Below are 16,600 nucleotides of genomic sequence, written 5' to 3' on the forward strand. Positions count from 1 at the left end.
GCTTACGGGACATCATTTAGTCACATAGTGGAAGGGTGAGGCGCGTGGTCGAGTTCCGCATCGACCGGCGCAGCGGTGTCGCCACCTACCTCCAGATCGTCCACCAGGTGAAGCAGGCCCTGCGGCTCGGCCTGCTCACCCCCGGCGACAAGCTGCCCACGGCCAAAGAGGTCGTCGCGGCCACGGCCATCAACCCCAACACCGTCCTGAAGGCGTACCGGGAACTCGACCGCGAGGGCCTCGTCGAGGCGCGCCCGGGGCTCGGCACCTTCGTGCGGCGCTCGCTGGCCCGCCCGCAGGCCGCCGCCGACTCGCCCCTGCGCGCCGAACTCGCCGACTGGACGCGGCGCGCCCGCACCGCCGGGCTCGACCGGGAGGACGTGGCCGCCCTGGTCGCCTCCGTCCTGGAGGAGAGCTTCGGCGACGCCGCGGCAGGCCATTCGTACGAAGCGGACAAGGGGACCAGCGGATGACCGGCCTGACCTTCCAGCCCGGACGCACCGCCGTGGAAGCGGTCGGCCTGGGAGCGCGTTACCGGCGCCGCTGGGCGCTGCGCGACTGCTCCTTCCGGCTGCCCGCCGGCCGCGTCTGCGCGCTCGTCGGCCCCAACGGCGCCGGCAAGTCGACGCTGCTGTCCCTCGCGGCCGGCCTGCGGCGGCCCACCGAGGGCTCGCTCACCGTCTTCGGCGCCCGCCCCGGCGACCCGGCCGTACGCCCGCGCGTCGCCTTCCTGTCCCAGGACAAGCCGCTCTACCCACGGTTCACGATCGCCGACACCCTGCGCATGGGCCGCGAGCTCAACCCCGGCAGCTGGGACCAGGCCGCCGCCGAGCGGCTCGTGAGCGGTGGCGGCCTCTCCTCGCACGCGCGCGTGGGCGACCTCTCCGGCGGCCAGCGCTCCCGCGTGGCCCTCGCCCTCGCCATCGGCAAACGGCCCGTGCTGCTGCTCCTGGACGAGCCGATGGCCGACCTCGATCCGCTCGTGCGCCACGAGATGACGGCCGCCCTCATGGCCCAGGCCGCCGAGCACGCCACCACCGTCGTCCTGGCCTCGCACGTCCTGGCCGACCTCGACGGGGTCTGCGACTACCTCCTGCTGATAGCCGACGGCCGGGTGCGGCTCGCGGGCGAGGTCGAGGACCTGCTCGCCGCCCACACCCTGCTCGTCGGCCGGCACGAGGCCGACGGCCCGCCCCGGGAGTTCGCCGCGCACACGGTCGTGGAGTCGCGCGTCACCGGCCGCCAGCTGACCGCGCTCGTACGGACCGAGGGTCCCGTCGGCGGGCAGTGGCGGGCCTCGGAACCCTCCCTGGAGGAGCTGCTCCTCGCCCACCTGCGCGCCCCCGACGCCCCACCGCTCCTCGCGCCCAGCGCCGAGCCCCGCGCCGGGAAGGCGACGGCATGAACACGACGACGGCCACGAGCGCCGGTACCCCCGCCGCCACGGCCGCGCTGCGCGGCCTGCTGTGGGTCGCCTGGCGCCAGCACCGGGCCACCTCCTGGATCGCGCTCGGCGTCCTCCTCGCGCTCTGCACCGAGCTGGTGTGGCTGCGCGACGCGATGACCGGCTACGTCGACGTCCACGGCCTGCGCACGGCGTGCGACGACCCGGACACCTGCATGACGCAGTGGGCCGCCGTCGAGCGGTTCCGGTCCGGCTACGGCGACGTCCTGCACTACAACGGACTCCTGGTCGAGTACCTGCCCCTGCTGATCGGCGTGTTCGTGGCGGGACCGGTGGTGGCGCGCGAGCTGGAGAGCGGCACCTACCGGGTCGCCTGGACACAGTCGGTCTCCCCGGCGCACTGGCTCCTGGCCAAGCTCGCCCTGCCGGCCGCGGCCGCCCTCGCCGGGGTCTCCGCCCTCTCGGCGCTCTACACCTGGACCTGGCGTTCGGTGAGCGGTGTCGACTCCGGCAGCCTGCTGCCCGGCCAGCTCTGGTACGACTCCTTCGACGCCCTCGGGGCCGCCCCCGTCGCGAGCTCCCTGTTCGCCGTGGCCCTCGGCGCCCTCGCCGGGCTGCTGATCCGCCGCGCGCTCACGGCGGTGACCGTCACCGCGCTGGCCTGGACCGTCGTGTACTGGCCGCTGGAGGCGCTGCGGCCGTACCTGGTCGACCCGGTGACGACGTTGAGCCGCGAGATGCCGGGCCTCTCCGGCGACACCTCCGCCTGGCGATACGAACGGGGGCTCCTCACCGGCTCCGGCGGGCGGGTCCCCGAACCCGACTGCGGCGTCGGCGTCCCGCCCGCGCGGTGCGCGGCCGAGCACGGCGGCACCGGCTGGTACCTCGACTCCCACCCGGCCTCCCACCTGTGGCCCCTGCAGGGCATCCAGGCGGGCGTCCTGCTCTCCCTCGCGGCCGCGCTGGCCGCCGGCGCGGTGTGGTGGCTGCGGCGCGCCCACCCCTGACGGCGACCCTGCGGGATGACGTTCCGCTTCCCTGCGCGCCATGTGGGCGTTACCCCTGATTCAACAGCGGTTGCGAGTCTGACCGAATGCAGCCCGCTGTGCCCCACGCCCCCGGCCGGAGGCTCCGCGCCGCCCCGGAAATTCCGGCCCCGCCCGTCTCCGGCGCGCCCGTGACGCCCCTCGCGCGGAACAATGAGGACATGACCCAGTCCTCCGGCGCCCCGGCACACGACCCCGCCCCCCGGTCGCAGGGAGACGGCTTCGGCAACCCGCAGCCCTCGGTCGGCTCCATCGCCGCGCACCGCCCGTACGCGGTCGTCTCCCCGGCCACACCGGGGCTGGAGCCCGACCTGGACGCCTCGGACCTGGGTACCTACGGTGACGCCGCGTACGCCGACGACACCGGGGACGGATACGGGCCGGACGGCCCCTACGGCGCGGCCGACGACGAGCCGCTGCCCCAGGGCCGGTTCCTGGACCGCGAGCGCAGCTGGCTGGCCTTCAACGAGCGGGTGCTGGAGCTGGCCGAGGACCCGGCCACGCCCCTCCTCGAACGGGCGAACTACCTGGCGATCTTCGCGAGCAACCTCGACGAGTTCTTCATGGTCCGCGTCGCCGGCCTCAAGCGGCGCATAGCCACCGGCGTGGCCACCCGCTCCGCCTCCGGGCTCCAGCCCCGCGAGGTCCTGGAGCTGATCTGGAACCGCTCCCGCGAGCTCATGGCCCGCCACGCCGCTTGCTACCAGCAGGACGTCGCCCCCGAGCTCGCCGAGCACGGCATCCACCTGATCCGCTGGCCCGAGCTCACCGAGAAGGAACAGCAGCGGCTCCGCACCCTCTTCCGGCAGCAGATCTTCCCCGTGCTGACCCCGCTGGCCGTCGACCCCGCACACCCCTTCCCGTACATCTCCGGGCTCTCGCTCAACCTCGCCGTGGTCGTCCGCAACCCCGTCAGCGGCCACGACCACTTCGCGCGCGTGAAGGTCCCGCCCCTGCTCGCCCGCTTCCTGGAGGCGTCGGCGCAGCGCTACGTCCCCCTGGAGGACGTCATCGCCGCGCACCTGGACGAGCTCTTCCCCGGCATGGAGGTGCTCGCGCACCACATGTTCCGCGTGACCCGCAACGAGGACCTGGAGGTCGAGGAGGACGACGCGGAGAACCTCCTCCAGGCACTGGAGAAGGAGCTCATGCGGCGCCGCTTCGGCCCGCCCGTACGGCTGGAGGTCGAGGAGACCATCGACCCGTACGTCCTGGACCTGCTCGTACGCGAACTGAAGATCACCGACGCCGAGGTCTACCCGCTGCCCGGCCCGCTCGACCTCACCGCCCTCTTCCGCATCGCGACCCTCGACCACCCCGAGCTGAAGTTCCCCAAGTTCGTCGCCGGGACCCACCGGGACCTCGCCGAGGTCGAATCCGCCTCCGCGCCCGACATCTTCGCCGCCCTGCGCGAGCGGGACGTCCTGCTGCACCACCCGTACGACTCCTTCTCCACCTCCGTACAGGCGTTCATGGAACAGGCCGCGGCCGACCCGGACGTCCTGGCCATCAAGCAGACGCTGTACCGGACGTCCGGCGACTCGCCCATCGTCGACGCGTTGATAGACGCCGCCGAGTCGGGCAAGCAGGTCCTCGTCCTCGTCGAGATCAAGGCCCGCTTCGACGAACAGGCCAACATCAAGTGGGCGCGGAAGCTGGAGGAGGCCGGCTGCCACGTCGTCTACGGGCTGGTGGGGCTCAAGACGCACTGCAAGCTCTCGCTCGTGGTGCGGCAGGAGGGCGACACCCTGCGCCGCTACTCCCACGTGGGCACCGGCAATTACCACCCCAAGACCGCCCGGCTCTACGAGGACCTCGGCCTGCTCACCGCCGACGCGCAGGTCGGCGCCGACCTCTCCGACCTCTTCAACCGGCTGTCCGGCTACTCCCGCCGCGAGACCTACCGGAGACTGCTGGTCGCCCCCAGATCCCTGCGCGACGGGCTCATAGCCCGCATCGCCAAGGAGGTCGCGCACCACCGCGCCGGGCGGCCCGCCTCCATCCGCGTCAAGGTCAACTCGATGGTCGACGAGGCCGTCGTCGACGCCCTCTACCGGGCGGCGCGGGCCGGTGTGCCGGTCGACGTGTGGGTACGCGGCATCTGCGCGCTGCGGCCCGGCGTGCCGGGGCTGTCGGAGAACATCCGGGTGCGCAGCGTCCTCGGCCGGTTCCTGGAGCACTCGCGGGTCTTCGCCTTCGGCAACGGCGGCGAGCCGGAAGTCTGGCTGGGCAGCGCGGACATGATGCACCGCAACCTCGACCGGCGCATCGAGGCGCTGGTACGGGTCACCGACCCCGGACACCGGGCCTCGCTCTGCCGGCTGCTGGAGACCGGCATGTCCGACTCCACGGCGTCCTGGCACCTCGGCCCGGACGGCGACTGGACCCGGCATGCGACGGATGACGGCGGGCACCCGCTGCGGAACGTTCAGGAGATGCTCATTGACGCCCGGAGGCGCCGGCGTGGCTCAACGACCCCATGACCCGCCGCTTACGGCCGCCGCGGCCGGGGGACGGGACATGACGACGACAACGACCATGGCCAAGGACGAGGCGACCGCCGGGGAGGTGCTCGCCCGCTATCTGCACGCCCGGGCCGCTGATTTCCTGCGCAGCCTGCGGCTGCACGGCGACAGCGGCGCCGACGCCGAGGACGCCACCGAGGCCGCCCTGCTGCTGCGCCGCTCGGCCCGCCGGATCTCCGGGACGCTGCACGTCTACCGGCCGCTCACCGACGCCGACCGGACCGACCAGCTCCGCACGGAGCTGGCCTGGCTGTCCGACACGCTCGGCCGCGAACACGCCCACGCGGCGCGGCTGGCCCGGCTGCGGGGCGCCCTGCACCGGCTGTCGGGCACGGAGGGGCCGGCGGAACGGGGCGGGCTCACGGTGGGGGCGGCGCGCGCCGGTGCCCTGCTGGAGCGGCAGTTGACGCTGGCCCGTACGCGCGCGCACTCCGCCGCGCTCCAGGCGCTGGGCTCCTCGCGCTTCCACGCCGTCGCCGACGCGGCGGCGGTGCTTGCCTCCGAGGTGCCGCTCGCCCCCGCCGCGCACGACCTGCCCGCCGGCGAGGCCCTGTCGCGCCTCGCCGAGCAGGCCCACCGCCGGCTGACCGAGGCGGCGGAGGTGCTGCCGCTGTCGGTCGCCGGGCACCCCTACAACGCCGAGGCCCTCGTCCACGGCCTCGCCGCCACCGCCTCCTCCGACGCGCCGCCGGCGGAGGGCCGGCAGGACGCGCCCTGGCATCAGGTGCGGCGGCTGGTCCGGCTGCGGCGGTACGCGCAGGAGGTACTGGACGAACAGGGGGCCGAGACCGTGCTGTCCGTACGCCTGCTGAGCGCGAACCAGGCACTCGACCGCCACCACGACGCCGCCGAGGCGGCCGCCGCCGCGGCCTCCGCCGCCCGCACGCCCCGCATCGCGCCCCCCACGGCGTACGCGCTCGGCGTCCTCCACGCCGACCAGCGGCACGAGGTGGAGGCGGCGCGCTTCGCCTTCGGCAGGATCTGGCAGCGGATGACGGCGGGCACGCCGTGAACGACGTCGAGAGCGATCTCGTACGGGCGGCCGGCTGCGTGCTGTGGCGGCGCCGGCCGTACGGGGGAGGGCTGGAGATCACCCTCGTCCACCGCCCGAAGTACGACGAATCGTAGCATCGCCAACTCCCGTGCACTACAGTCCCGTTCATGCTGGATACCCGCAACCCGTCGCGCCCGTCGAAGACCTTCTCCCGCTCGTACGTCGCCCCCGCCCTCCAGGCCCATCTGGATGCAGGCGGGGACGTCGGCGAGTGGCTGGCCGGCCGTACCCCCATCGCCTCCATGGCCCGCATCTCCGCGGACAGGCTCAAGGGCGATGCGATCGGTATCGGTCGTCAGCACAAGAACAACACTCGCAATGCCGAATTACACAGCTGCGCGGTGGTCATGCATTACGAGGACAACAACCTCACTGCCGCCAAGAGAGAGGTCAAGCGTCCCGCCTTCCTGCAAATGGTCAAGGACATCACGCATGGCTGTGAGGAAGAGACGGGTATCCCGCTACGCGGATGCATCACGGTCGAGAGGGAGCGGGTATACCGCCTTCCCCGAGATTTCATCGCCTTTTAAGACGCGCTGGTCATGGTCGGTGACGGTATCTTCATCGAAGACAAGCAGGAGCTGGACCTGGTCAACGATGACGGGACGTTCATCGCGGGGCTGGTGACCTCTGGAACTGGCGAACAGGAAGTAAAGAAGATTCGCAAGCGGACGGCGCGGAATGCCGCGGACCGGGCCGAGGAGGGGAAAGTTTACGGAGGGCCTCGCCGGTTCGGCTGGCTCGGTGCGTCCAAGGATCCATATCGCCTGGGGAATAAGCATCGGGATGAGCAGGAGTGGCCCTATCTCATTGAAATGATCCTGCTGAGGTATCACGGCTCTTCGTGGCGAAGTATCACGGCGACGATGAGGAGAAAGCGAGTCCTGACGGCCCGAGGAGGGGAGTGGAGCGAGCAAGGGGTGAAGGCGTTGGTGACCAACCCGGCATGGTGGGGTGGACGGGTTCTCAACGGCGAGCTGGTGATGGACCCGGAGGCGGGGGAGCCAGTCATCGGCGAATGGGATCACGCAGGGGAGGAGGGATGCACTTACGAAGTGTGGAAAAGCATCATGGTCGACGTCAATGCCAAACGCCTGCATCGTGGCATGAAAATGGCTGAGAACATCACGCAGCCGGTCGAAGAGCTTCGCTCGCGTAGCTACCTCTTCTCCGGAATTCTGCGATGTGGTCGTATCAACGAGCTGGATGAGATCTGCTACTCCAAGCTCTTCGGGAATAAGGCGACCGGGAAAAATGCCAAGTACGGAGACTATTACAGGTGCGGGAGTCCGAGCTGTAAGGGGGTAGGCCGGAGAGTGGCGCCCGTGGACAAATACCTTGAGGGGCTGGTTCTGGCGTACCTTGACAAGCATTTTTCCGGAACGAAACCCAAGGTGGTTCCTTGGCGTGGCCAGGGAAAGCTTGACGGTTTGCGCAAGCAGCGTAAAAGCATTAAGGCGTCAGTCGCATCCGGAGAATCCGATTGGGGTGATGTGCACGACATCCTGACTCGCTTGGAAAGGAACATTAAAACCCTCGAAGAGGAAGAGCGGGAGCACCTGAAGGCGGAGGCCAAGCGAAACCTGCTGCGCGGCTGGAGCCGCGAAAAGTGGAGTCGGATGGAGCTCGATGAACGCCGCGCAGTGATCGCCCAGATCATCACATCCGTTGTCGTGCTGCCTATCCCGCCAGGTGTGAGCGACAAGGCTCCGTTCGACCCCAACCTGCTCAAGGTGTCGTGGCGCAAGGAGAATGCGGTCACATCTCAGGGGCGAGCCTCAGCAGATGAGCCAGGATCTGACGCTGCTTAGATCCGATTTCGGGCGCGGAGGCCAATTGATCCTCTATCCAGTCGCCCAACGAGATCGTTGCCCGCCCGCTCCACGCCTCCGGCCGCGTGCCGGGGGCGTCGGCGTTCTCCTCTCCTCTCACTGGCCATGCCCCCCGATGTTCTCGGTCTCTCTGAAGAGCCGTCGGGACTGGGCGAGGTCTTCGGCGATTCCCGCTGCGATGAGGGCAGCCCCAGGGGAATGGCCGGAGCCGATGTAGCGCCATTGGGCATCGTCGATCGTGTGGGCATTGTCGGGTAGCTGAACGGTGGGGCGTTCGTGCTCGGCTCGTTGCGCGCGTAAGGCCGTGTAGGTGGTGGAGTAGGCGCGGGATTTGGTGAGGATGTGGCCGCGGTAGCCGAGGGTGTGCGCCCAGGCGCGTAAGCGCAGGTGCGCGTATTCGGCCAGCGCGCCGAGGTCCCAGCAGGTGCGCATGAGGGTGCGGACGTGCGGGGAGAGGGGTGCGGCGTTGGTCTCGTCGGCGGTGCGGATGCGGTGATCGGTGCCGCCGGCTGTGTCGGTGGCGCCTTTGGTGACGTACTTGGCGACGTAGGCGGCGACGGCTTCGTCTGCCAGGTCGCCGGTGTCGTTGAAGGCGCGCAGGGGCCGGGCGTCGAGCTGGGTACCCCAGCGGAGGTCATGCTCCCCGGAGACCGGACTGTAAGGGGTGCGGACCGTGACGACCCGAGCCGCTACGCCGACTGCCGCGGCGAGTAGATCGGCTGTGCCCCAGACCGGGGGTGGGTTCTCAGGTCCCGTTGGTCCGTCGAGGCGTACGACCGCGTGGACGTGGATGGCAGCGCGATTTTGGTATTCCGCGACCTTGGCGAAGGAGAGTCGGGCGTGGTCGGGGAAGCGGGTCTGGGGTAGGCCGGCGGTTGTGGCGAGGTGGCGGCGGGTGGTGCGGGTGAAGCGGTCCCAGAGCTGTCCGGCGTGGGCGTGCCACAGCACGTGGGCTGGGTAGTCGTAGCAGCCGGGGCAGATCGGTTGTCCGACGAGTGGATCGTCGGGGGCGTGGACGGCCATGCAGCGGACCGGTCGCCCGTGCTCACACTGCCGCGGCGGGGTCGGCACCGGCTGCCGTCGTCGGTGGGGCGGTGGACGGGTCCGAAGCTGGGTGCGGTGAGGGTGATGAAGAGCCGGGGGTGTTCGCGGACGCCGGTGGGGACGTTCTTGCCGCCGACCAGGCCGGCGCGGACGAGGTGGAAGGTGTCTCCGGCGTGCAGTCGCGAGCAAGGCGCACACACGCTGTGCCGGCGGTTGCGGCAGCGGACGAGGAGGCGTTCGCCGGGTTCGTTGCGGGTGTCGTAGTGGTGGAGGATCTCGCCCGTGCCCGGGTTGCGGGTGGTGGTGGAGCCGGTCAGGTGCACGGGGTGTGCGCAGCCGCCGGTGGCGGTGATCTGTTCCAGGAGGCGGGGGAAGTGGGGTTGGTTGGCGAGGCGGATGATGTCGCGGTCCGCTTCAGGAAGCCGACGTAGGCGCGCCGCGCGGTCGAGGGCGGCGCGCCGGTCGGCGGGGGTGGTTGTGGTGATGGTGGTGATCTCCCGGGGCGGGCCGCCGTAGCGGCGGGGGTGGTGGTTGGTGGGCCGGGGTCGTCCATGGGGTGGCCTTTCGGTCGGGGCCTGGGGTGGGGGGTTAGCGGATGGTGCCGGTTCCGCGGCAGCAGCGGCAGCGTCGCCAGTGGCCGGAGCGGGTTTGCTTGCGGCGTTCGCCCTTGCAGATTGGGCAGCGCACGGGGCGCATGGGCATACGGGGTCCCCTTCCGGGTCAGGTGTGGGTGAAGCCGGAGAGGAACCAGGTCATGAGGCCGTTGACGGTGAAGATGACCGGGGTCTGTCCGAGGTAGACGCCGAACAAGCCGATCAGCAGGGCCTCCCACCACCGCACGTCGCGGGAGCGGACAAGGAGGACGGTGATGATCCCGAAGACGACCACCAGCGGGAGCGCGGCATCCTCACTCACGCGCTCTCACCCCCAGCGCCGGCCATGAGCAGGGCACGGCGCACGCGCAGGAGTTCGGGGGTGAGGTGTGCGTAGGCGGAGGTGGCTTTCCGGGCCTCTTCGATGGTGGTCAGGTGCGAGCGTGCCCGGCCCCAGCCCCCGTCAGCCGTCGTGCACACCGCCACCCCCTTCTCCTCAGAGGTGATCGACTGGGCGACGGCCACGGCGTCCTTGTTGAGATCGCCGAGGGTCATTTCGGCGGTGCCGGGGTCGTTGACGCGGTGGCAGATACGGCCCGAGAGCTGGGCGCGCAGGGCGGTGACGCCGGATCCGAGGTCAGAGCCGACCCGCTGACCCGCGACCGCCAGATGAAGGCCGAGCGTGGCCCCGAGCTGGGCGATCCGCAGCAACAGCGTGGAACACCGCTCCACCTCGACTTTGCCCTCCCGGGTGCCGTCGGAGAGGTAGAGCTCGGCGAGCTCATCGACGATGACCACGATGGGGACGGGCCGAAGCTTGTCGGGGAGGTCCCAGATGGAGCGCACGCCTTCCATGCGGCAGATCTCCATGCGGGCGTTCATCTCCTCCACCAGGGCGCCGAGGACGGCGACTGCTTCGCGTCGGTTGGTGGCCAGGCCGGAGAGGCGGTATTCGAAGAGGCCGAGCTCCATGCCGCCCTTGCAGTCGATGCCCACCAGGGCCACGGGCTGACGGGCGAGTTGCGCGACCAGGCGGGCGAGGAGGGTGGACTTCCCGGACTGCGTCGCCCCCACGATCAGCCAGTGCGGGACCTGGCGAAGGTTCATCACCCACGCCCCGCCACTCTCCAAAATCCCGATCAGCGCCGACAGCAGCACGGCGGGGGCGGAGGCGAGGCCGGGGCGTTTGAGGGGGTCGCCGGCGGTGGCGACCAGGTGTACGAGCCCTCGTTCGGGGGAGGTGACGCGCACGGCGTGGACCCGCCAGGCATGCGCGAGGGCGTCAGCGGCGGAGATGAACGGTGCCGGGGTCTGCCCCGGGTGCAACCGCACCACCACGCTCAGCCCGGCGCGGGTGGCTTTGGGGAAGGAGGTCCGTGGGGCGATGGGTCGGAGTGCTTCGCCCTTGACGACCAGGTCCCCCACCAGGCCCCGGGAGGGGCGTGGGGAGACGGCGAGGTCGTTGAGCTGGGCGACCTTACGCCACGTGCGCACGACACGTAACGCGGTGAGCGGGTAGCCGGTCAGGTACCAGAACCACACCGGATACCGCTCCCGCACATGCGCACCAGCCACCAGCAGCCAGGCCAGAGTGGCGAGGACGAGCGCGAGCGTTCCCGCTCCCATCACGCACCACCGCCCTTGGCACCCGCGGTCGGGGTGGTGGCGGGTACGGGGGTGATGGCGGCGGCGCGGAAGCTGATGCCGTGCCGGTCACCCATCGCCCAGGCGAACGCCTCCAGCCCAGTCACCCGGAGCTCGACGCCCTCCTCCACACCCTTGGGTTCGCCGGTCACGGCGATCTCGATCACCGAAACCCGCCGGCCCTCTTGGCGGACCATGACGGCCACGGTGTAGATCGTGTTGCCCTCCCGGTCCCGCTTGACCTCTTTGGTTTCCAGACCGGTCATCTTCGGTTCCGGCGCAACAGCGCACCGCAGTACACCGAGCCGGGTTGTATCCACAGGGATTGCCTGCATGAGTGGGTGGCCTCCTTAGGGCCTCGGACGGCAACCAGCAAGCTGACGTCACTCGTATTGACAAGTGACGACTATGCATCTGTTGACCGTGAAGCGCAACCACTTATGCTGACGAGTGATGTGAGACGGCTGCCGAAGCCGGTGAGCGCACACGACGAGAAGGAGAAGGTTGTGGGGGAGATTCAGCGGCCAGGCGCGCTGTACCAGCAGGTAGCGGCCGAGATTCGAAACGCCATCAGCTCAGGCGAGTTCCCGCCCGGAGCCCCGCTCCCCTCGGAAGCGCAGCTGATCGCCCGCTATGGAGTCTCGCGTCCCACCGTCCGCAATGCCGTCGCCGCCCTGCGCACCGAGGGGCTCATCGAGGTCATCCACGGCAAGGGCAGCTTCGTCCGCTTCACCGCACAGCCCCAGCTCACCGTCGAGCGTCGTGTCACTCAGGATCGGTCAGGCCGCTTCACCACCGTCGATGGCGCCCTGTGGAACCACGTCGAAGAACCCTCCGTCCAGCGCACCCAGACAACCACCGAGACCGGCGCCGCACTGCACCTGGAGGAAGGCGAGGCACTGTTCTCCTGTGACCGGCTGCTAGCAGACCCCGCCACCGGCACCCGGGCCCTGCACCGCACCCTCATCCCCTTCACCACCGCCGACGGCACCGACCTCGCGGACAACCCCGACACCGAGCCCACCACCGTCTACGAACTGCTGACCAAGGCCGGCCACACGCTGCGATGGACCGAAACCGTCCAGGCCCGCATGCCCCGCCCGGACGAACGCACCGCACTCCAGATCCCCGACGCCACCCCCATCCTCCACACCACCCGCACCACCCACGGCAACAACGACCAACCCCTCCTCCTGGAGGAGTTCCGCGTCAGCGCCGACCGCGCCCAACTCACCTACCGAATCACCACTGACAAGACCCCCGCCGGACGCCGCTCCCACGCCTGATGGCACACCCTTGGAGGCGTGCGCTGGAGACTGAGAACTGCTTAGCGCCTAGGCCAGCGTGGACGTCATGCCACGGGTGGTTCCGTCAGCGGATCGCCCTGCGGTGTAGCCAGCGGCCTCGCCGTCGACGCGCAGCCTGGGCGGCAGCCAACGTCGCCACCATGTTCCGGCTGATCAGGGTGTGGGGGTGGTCGGGCCCCAGGATGCGGGTGCTGTCGTCGAGAGTCTGCCGGTGCAGCCGCGCTGCTTCCGCGTACTCACCCAGCCTCTCCAGGGCGCTGGCAAGGTTGTTGCGGCTGATCAGAGTGTGGGGGTGGTCGGGCCCCAGGATGCGGGTGCTGTCGTCGAGAGTCTGCCGGTGCAGCCGCGCTGCCTCTGCATACTCACCCAACCCGTCCAGGGCGATGGCAAGGTCGTTGCGGCTGATCAGAGTGTCAGGGTGATCGGGCCCAAAGATGCGAGTGCGAACGTCGAGAACCTGCTGGCGCAGAGCGCGTTCCGGCACGTGTGCGCCAGCGGCTCGCAGCACGTCGGCGAGGGTGTCGAGAGTCTGTGACGTCTCAGGATTGCGCAGGAGTAAGAGGTGGGGAGCGAGGAGCAGTGCGGTGGGCCAGCCGGGCCGTCCAGCCCTTGAGACCTCGTCGACCGCCGCGATCAGCTGTGCGTTGAGGGATTGGTGCCAGCGGTCAAGGACTGCGGTTTCCGCGGTTTCCTCTGTGAGGGCGAGTGCGTTGATCTCCCGGACCAGGGGATGCAGCGTTACCTGTGCCGTACCTTCACAGCCTTCCTCCGCACCGCTGGGGCGAAGGGACTCGGGCAGGCCGAGAAGGCCGTAGCGGTGCAGGCCCGCCAGAGCGGCCTCCACGCCCACGACAGTTACTTGTTCACCCGTCGCGGCAGCCAGCAGACCGGGCGTGATCAAAGACAGTGGGACAGGTGCCTGGGCCATTAAAGACAGCATCCGCAGCACCGGACGGGCCAGTGCATTCTCCTCGGCCGCGAGCTGGTTCAGGGATAACTCCCAGGTATGCCGCACCACCTTGCGGGCTGTCTCCGGATCGGAAGCATCAGGATGCTTTGCGCCCACGAGCGTGGACAGTTCAGCATCCATAGCCTGGAGATAGTGGGTGAAGGTCTGATAGCGGCTGGTGGGGGTCGCCAGGTAGACGCCGACCGCTTGGAGGGCAAGCGGCAGCCGGCCCAGACGCACCGCGAGCTCCTGCGCCTGCACCTGTGTGCCCGCTCGGGGCGCGGCATCCAGCAGCACTTGGCCCGCGGCCGACACCTCTAGTGGTTCCAGGTGCAGCAGCTCCGCGCATGCCCCCCAGGTCTGCGCGCTGGTGTCGCGGCTGGTGACGAGCAGCAGCCCGCCACCGTACGGCCGAATCCAGCCCCGGTAATCGGCTATCCGCTCGCCCGCCGGGCCGACCGCCCGTGGATCGTCGACATTGTCCAGGACCACCAGCCACTGTCGGGCCCCCGCCAGGTGCTGCCAGATCACATCCGGCAGGCTCTCCTGTCCGGCCCGCGCCGACTCCAGTGCCGATTCGGGCATCCCGCAAGCAACGGCCATCTGGGTCAACTGCTGTGCAAGCTGTTCCGTGTCCCGCCAGCGCAGCCAGAACACCGCCCAGCCTGCTTCCTCCGCCTCAGCGGCGAGCTGCGCTGCCACCGTCGTCTTCCCCAGCCCCCCAGCCCCGCACACCACTGCGAACCGGCCACCCCGCGGCCGCCGCAGCATCCGCATCAGAACAGCCAGCTCCGCCTCACGACCGCGCACCTTCTCTACGTGGGGCCGTCGCAGGGAACCGTGGGAAGCCCCGGCCAGGCGGCCCACCGACGTCAGCCGCACCGGCGGGCCCGCAGCATCGTCGAGACGCCGCCCCCACAGCAGCAGTCCCGTACTGGCCGCCACCAGCACCCCGAACGCCGGCCATATGACCCATGTGTGCGCAGCCCACTCCGGCACCGTGCTACTGGCGTAATTCGTCACCGGGCCCAGCCCCGCCGTCACCAGCGCAGACGCCCCCGCCACCCCGGACCCGATCCACACGCTCCGCCGACGCGCCATACCCGACCCCCGTCCCCCACCACCAGCATGCCCCCATCACCCGGCACAGCGGCACCAGTTCACCACTACACAACCCGACGATCGGTCGAAACCTTCTTCACTTACTCAAGGGCGCGCCTGCGGCGCGCCGGGCGGTCGGGTCGCCCTGGCGGGCTGCGGCCTGGCGGCCGGTCCCGCCGGGCGCCCGCCGCCCAACTCCCACAACGCGTCCCGAGCGCACAGCAAAGTCATCTTCGGCAGGCCGGGAAGCCGGCGCAAAGCCAGGCTGGTCGGCTCGACAAGGTGGTTGTCAGCCGGGCGCCGTGACGTTCACAAGACAGACAGCGTGGTCGGGCCGAGTGGGGGGTTACCGGAGGCACACGCGCGCCTGATCGTCCGGCCGTCCCGCCGTCGTGGCTGACTTTCCGTGGCTGACGTCCAACCGGGATGCCACCAAGCCTCTGCCCGTATCCCTGGTGCAGGTCAGCTTGCCTTGCCGAAGCGTGCCACCGCCGCCGCCATCACCCGGGCCGCCGGCACCGAGAGCTCCAAGCGCACCACGCCCGAGCCGTCGGACGCCGAGGACGCCCGCAGGCGCACACCGGAGGCATCCACACCGGCCACCGCCAGGGCCTCGCGGAGTTCTGCCGCCGTGTCCGTCGCTTCCCGCCAGCCGGCCACGTAGTCCACTCCGCGGACCCACAACACCGCGTCCGGGTCGAACTCCTCCACCTCGAACGCCTCATCACCGAGCCCGGCCATCAACTTCCACCCCTCAAAACTTGGACGTCTGGATGCCGGACCACCCCTCTTGCTTCCAGGCGCGGGGGTGGTCCGGTTTTGCTATGCGGTTGTCGTGGGCGGCCCTGCCCGGTCCCCATTCGTTCGGGCAGGGCCGCCGGCGGCGCCCCGGAACAATCGCCGCCCTCCCTCACGTGCCACCGGGTGTTGCTGTTTTGTGTCAACTCGGCCCCGGCGCGAGGACAGTGCGCCTGTGGTGGTGGCAGTGAGGAAGTCGAAGGACAGGGGCCGCTGGGAACATCGCGGGGGAGGCGACCCCTGCCCGGCCTAGGTGGGCGGCTGGTGTCCCTCGCGGTTCGCCAGCGCCGCTTGTTCGGCGAGCCGCTCCAGCCCCTGCGTCACTTGCTCGTGAGAGAGGGGCGGCAGCTCAAGACGCAGCGAATCAAGGAGCGCGTCCATCACCGCGTGATCGTAGAGAAGGTCAGCGGCAGCCGGATCGAGCCGCCCAACGCCCGCTGGTGCAACCGGTACCAGCCCGCGTCCATCCGCCCCAGCACATGCACCGCAGCCCGCCGAGCCCGTTCAGCCTTCACCGCTACTCCCCTACCTGCGTGGCCTGGAAGTAGCTCGTGTGCTCAGCCCTGAACCGCGTGTGCCGCGTCCGGCCCGCATGACCCAGCGCCCACTCCTGCGCCAGCGCCGGCATCTCCGACGCTTCCGACACCGCATCGCACTCGGTACACCGCATCTCAAAGACCGGAAGCCCCTGCGAGGTGTCGAGCTCCAGCAGCCAGTCCACATAACGCAACACAGACCTGACCACGATCAACGCACCCCCCGCCCACCACGCGAGACCTCGATCAGATCCCCGGCGCGCACCCGCAGCGGGGAGCGATCCTTCAAGACCAACACCACATTCGAACGGCCCGAACCACGCCGCTCCTCGCGGACCGCCTTCACCTCATGCCAGGTGCCCCGAACGCTCACCAGGTCCCCGCGCCGTATCTCCCACGTCGACATGCGCGCCATTACGCCTGAACCTGCCCGGGGGCATCGGAGCCTCCAGTGGAAGCCCCGAGGTCGAAGCGGCAGACCACCGTCTTCCCGCCCTTCTCGTCAGGCGCCCACCAGAGTGCGTCCGCCAGCCCGTGAATGATCAGGAGGCCACGTCCGCAGTCAGGTACGACTACTTCCGGCAAGTCGCCGGCGAGATGCGGAGAGAAGGACCCGCCGAGCGGAATCGAAGGCGCGCTGGAGTCCTCGTCACCCACCCCGGCGAACAGCCACTTGGACCACTTCGTGAGGGTGATCTCGATCCGGCGACGTCCGCCGGGGCGCGCAAGGTGCTCATCGGGTACGGCATGGTGCACCACGTTGCCC

At 70.0% G+C, this 16,600-nt stretch carries 16 protein-coding genes and 1 pseudogene; 8 read left to right on the plus strand and 9 right to left on the minus strand.

Translation table 11 applies throughout. From position 1 onward, the window contains the following. Positions 1-44: 44 nt before the first annotated feature. The 7 genes from J7E86_RS28620 (at position 45) to J7E86_RS28655 (ending at position 7,841) form a co-directional block, all read left to right on the plus strand. Positions 45-473 carry a GntR family transcriptional regulator gene (locus tag J7E86_RS28620; RefSeq protein WP_215085737.1) on the plus strand — a complete coding sequence of 143 codons (429 nt, stop codon included), beginning with the start codon at positions 45-47 and terminating at the stop codon, positions 471-473. Beyond that, the gene (locus J7E86_RS28625) at positions 470-1,405 is read left to right on the plus strand and encodes an ABC transporter ATP-binding protein (protein ID WP_215085723.1); all 936 of its coding nucleotides are present in this window, start codon (positions 470-472) and stop codon (positions 1,403-1,405) included. The genes J7E86_RS28620 and J7E86_RS28625 overlap by 4 nt, the downstream gene beginning before the upstream one ends. Beyond that, positions 1,402-2,412 (plus strand): translation initiation factor IF-2, encoded by a 1,011-nt coding sequence (locus tag J7E86_RS28630; RefSeq protein WP_215085724.1) that lies wholly within the window; start codon positions 1,402-1,404, stop codon positions 2,410-2,412. The genes J7E86_RS28625 and J7E86_RS28630 overlap by 4 nt, the downstream gene beginning before the upstream one ends. Positions 2,413-2,612: 200 nt before the next feature. Next, on the plus strand, positions 2,613-4,934 hold the full coding sequence (locus tag J7E86_RS28635) for an RNA degradosome polyphosphate kinase (protein ID WP_215085725.1): 2,322 nt from the start codon (positions 2,613-2,615) through the stop codon (positions 4,932-4,934). 37 nt (positions 4,935-4,971) lie between these two features. Next, entirely contained in the window at positions 4,972-5,988 is a 1,017-nt protein-coding gene (locus J7E86_RS28640) for a CHAD domain-containing protein (protein ID WP_215085726.1), read from the plus strand. A gap of 149 nt (positions 5,989-6,137) precedes the next feature. Beyond that, on the plus strand, positions 6,138-6,560 hold the full coding sequence (locus J7E86_RS28650; protein ID WP_215085727.1) for a recombinase family protein: 423 nt from the start codon (positions 6,138-6,140) through the stop codon (positions 6,558-6,560). Positions 6,561-6,572: 12 nt separating this feature from the next. Further along, entirely contained in the window at positions 6,573-7,841 is a 1,269-nt protein-coding gene (locus J7E86_RS28655) for a zinc ribbon domain-containing protein (protein ID WP_215085728.1), read from the plus strand. Positions 7,842-7,958: 117 nt separating this feature from the next. Here J7E86_RS28655 and J7E86_RS28660 read toward each other — a convergent pair. From J7E86_RS28660 to J7E86_RS28675, 4 genes and pseudogenes are all read right to left on the minus strand, one after another. Continuing rightward, positions 7,959-9,307 (minus strand): annotated as a pseudogene (locus tag J7E86_RS28660) (replication initiator). A gap of 319 nt (positions 9,308-9,626) precedes the next feature. Continuing rightward, on the minus strand, positions 9,627-9,821 hold the full coding sequence (locus J7E86_RS28665; protein ID WP_215085729.1) for a hypothetical protein: 195 nt from the start codon (positions 9,819-9,821) through the stop codon (positions 9,627-9,629). Then, complete coding sequence (locus J7E86_RS28670) at positions 9,818-11,125, minus strand: FtsK/SpoIIIE domain-containing protein (RefSeq protein ID WP_215085730.1); 1,308 nt, start codon at positions 11,123-11,125, stop codon at positions 9,818-9,820. Before J7E86_RS28670 ends, J7E86_RS28665 begins: the two co-directional genes overlap by 4 nt. Next, on the minus strand, positions 11,125-11,478 hold the full coding sequence (locus J7E86_RS28675; RefSeq protein ID WP_215085731.1) for a hypothetical protein: 354 nt from the start codon (positions 11,476-11,478) through the stop codon (positions 11,125-11,127). Before J7E86_RS28675 ends, J7E86_RS28670 begins: the two co-directional genes overlap by 1 nt. A 171-nt stretch (positions 11,479-11,649) precedes the next feature. Between J7E86_RS28675 and J7E86_RS28680 the strand changes: the two genes are divergently transcribed. Beyond that, the gene (locus J7E86_RS28680) at positions 11,650-12,429 is read left to right on the plus strand and encodes a GntR family transcriptional regulator (RefSeq protein ID WP_215085732.1); all 780 of its coding nucleotides are present in this window, start codon (positions 11,650-11,652) and stop codon (positions 12,427-12,429) included. An 85-nt stretch (positions 12,430-12,514) separates the two neighbouring features. Here J7E86_RS28680 and J7E86_RS28685 read toward each other — a convergent pair whose 3' ends face one another. The 5 genes from J7E86_RS28685 to J7E86_RS28700 all read right to left on the minus strand — a co-directional run. Further along, positions 12,515-14,500, minus strand: a complete 1,986-nt coding sequence (locus J7E86_RS28685) for a tetratricopeptide repeat protein (protein ID WP_285439789.1) — start codon at positions 14,498-14,500, stop codon at positions 12,515-12,517. A gap of 462 nt (positions 14,501-14,962) precedes the next feature. After that, entirely contained in the window at positions 14,963-15,241 is a 279-nt protein-coding gene (locus tag J7E86_RS28690; protein ID WP_215085734.1) for a hypothetical protein, read from the minus strand. A gap of 306 nt (positions 15,242-15,547) precedes the next feature. After that, entirely contained in the window at positions 15,548-15,682 is a 135-nt protein-coding gene (locus tag J7E86_RS31725; RefSeq protein ID WP_285439790.1) for a hypothetical protein, read from the minus strand. Between the two features lie 133 nt (positions 15,683-15,815). Next, positions 15,816-16,019 carry a hypothetical protein gene (locus tag J7E86_RS28695; protein ID WP_215085735.1) on the minus strand — a complete coding sequence of 68 codons (204 nt, stop codon included), beginning with the start codon at positions 16,017-16,019 and terminating at the stop codon, positions 15,816-15,818. Positions 16,020-16,248: 229 nt separating this feature from the next. After that, positions 16,249-16,600, minus strand: a 352-nt coding sequence (locus J7E86_RS28700) for an ATP-binding protein (protein WP_215085736.1), incomplete at its 5' end; no start/stop codon positions are given.

Source organism: Streptomyces sp. ISL-11 (genome assembly GCF_018614525.1).
Lineage (GTDB): Bacteria > Actinomycetota > Actinomycetes > Streptomycetales > Streptomycetaceae > Streptomyces.

Excerpts from the sequence above, each read along its gene's own strand:
- J7E86_RS28640 (WP_215085726.1), top strand. The coding sequence starts at position 4,972 with ATGACGACGACAACGACCATGGCCAAGGACGAGGCGACCGCCGGGGAG.
- J7E86_RS28685 (WP_285439789.1), bottom strand. The coding sequence starts at position 14,500 with ATGGCGCGTCGGCGGAGCGTGTGGATCGGGTCCGGGGTGGCGGGGGCG.
- J7E86_RS28675 (WP_215085731.1), bottom strand. The coding sequence starts at position 11,478 with ATGCAGGCAATCCCTGTGGATACAACCCGGCTCGGTGTACTGCGGTGC.
- J7E86_RS28690 (WP_215085734.1), bottom strand. The coding sequence starts at position 15,241 with ATGGCCGGGCTCGGTGATGAGGCGTTCGAGGTGGAGGAGTTCGACCCG.
- J7E86_RS28630 (WP_215085724.1), top strand. The coding sequence starts at position 1,402 with ATGAACACGACGACGGCCACGAGCGCCGGTACCCCCGCCGCCACGGCC.
- J7E86_RS28625 (WP_215085723.1), top strand. The coding sequence starts at position 470 with ATGACCGGCCTGACCTTCCAGCCCGGACGCACCGCCGTGGAAGCGGTC.
- J7E86_RS28635 (WP_215085725.1), top strand. The coding sequence starts at position 2,613 with ATGACCCAGTCCTCCGGCGCCCCGGCACACGACCCCGCCCCCCGGTCG.
- J7E86_RS28650 (WP_215085727.1), top strand. The coding sequence starts at position 6,138 with ATGCTGGATACCCGCAACCCGTCGCGCCCGTCGAAGACCTTCTCCCGC.
- J7E86_RS28655 (WP_215085728.1), top strand. The coding sequence starts at position 6,573 with ATGGTCGGTGACGGTATCTTCATCGAAGACAAGCAGGAGCTGGACCTG.
- J7E86_RS28670 (WP_215085730.1), bottom strand. The coding sequence starts at position 11,125 with ATGGGAGCGGGAACGCTCGCGCTCGTCCTCGCCACTCTGGCCTGGCTG.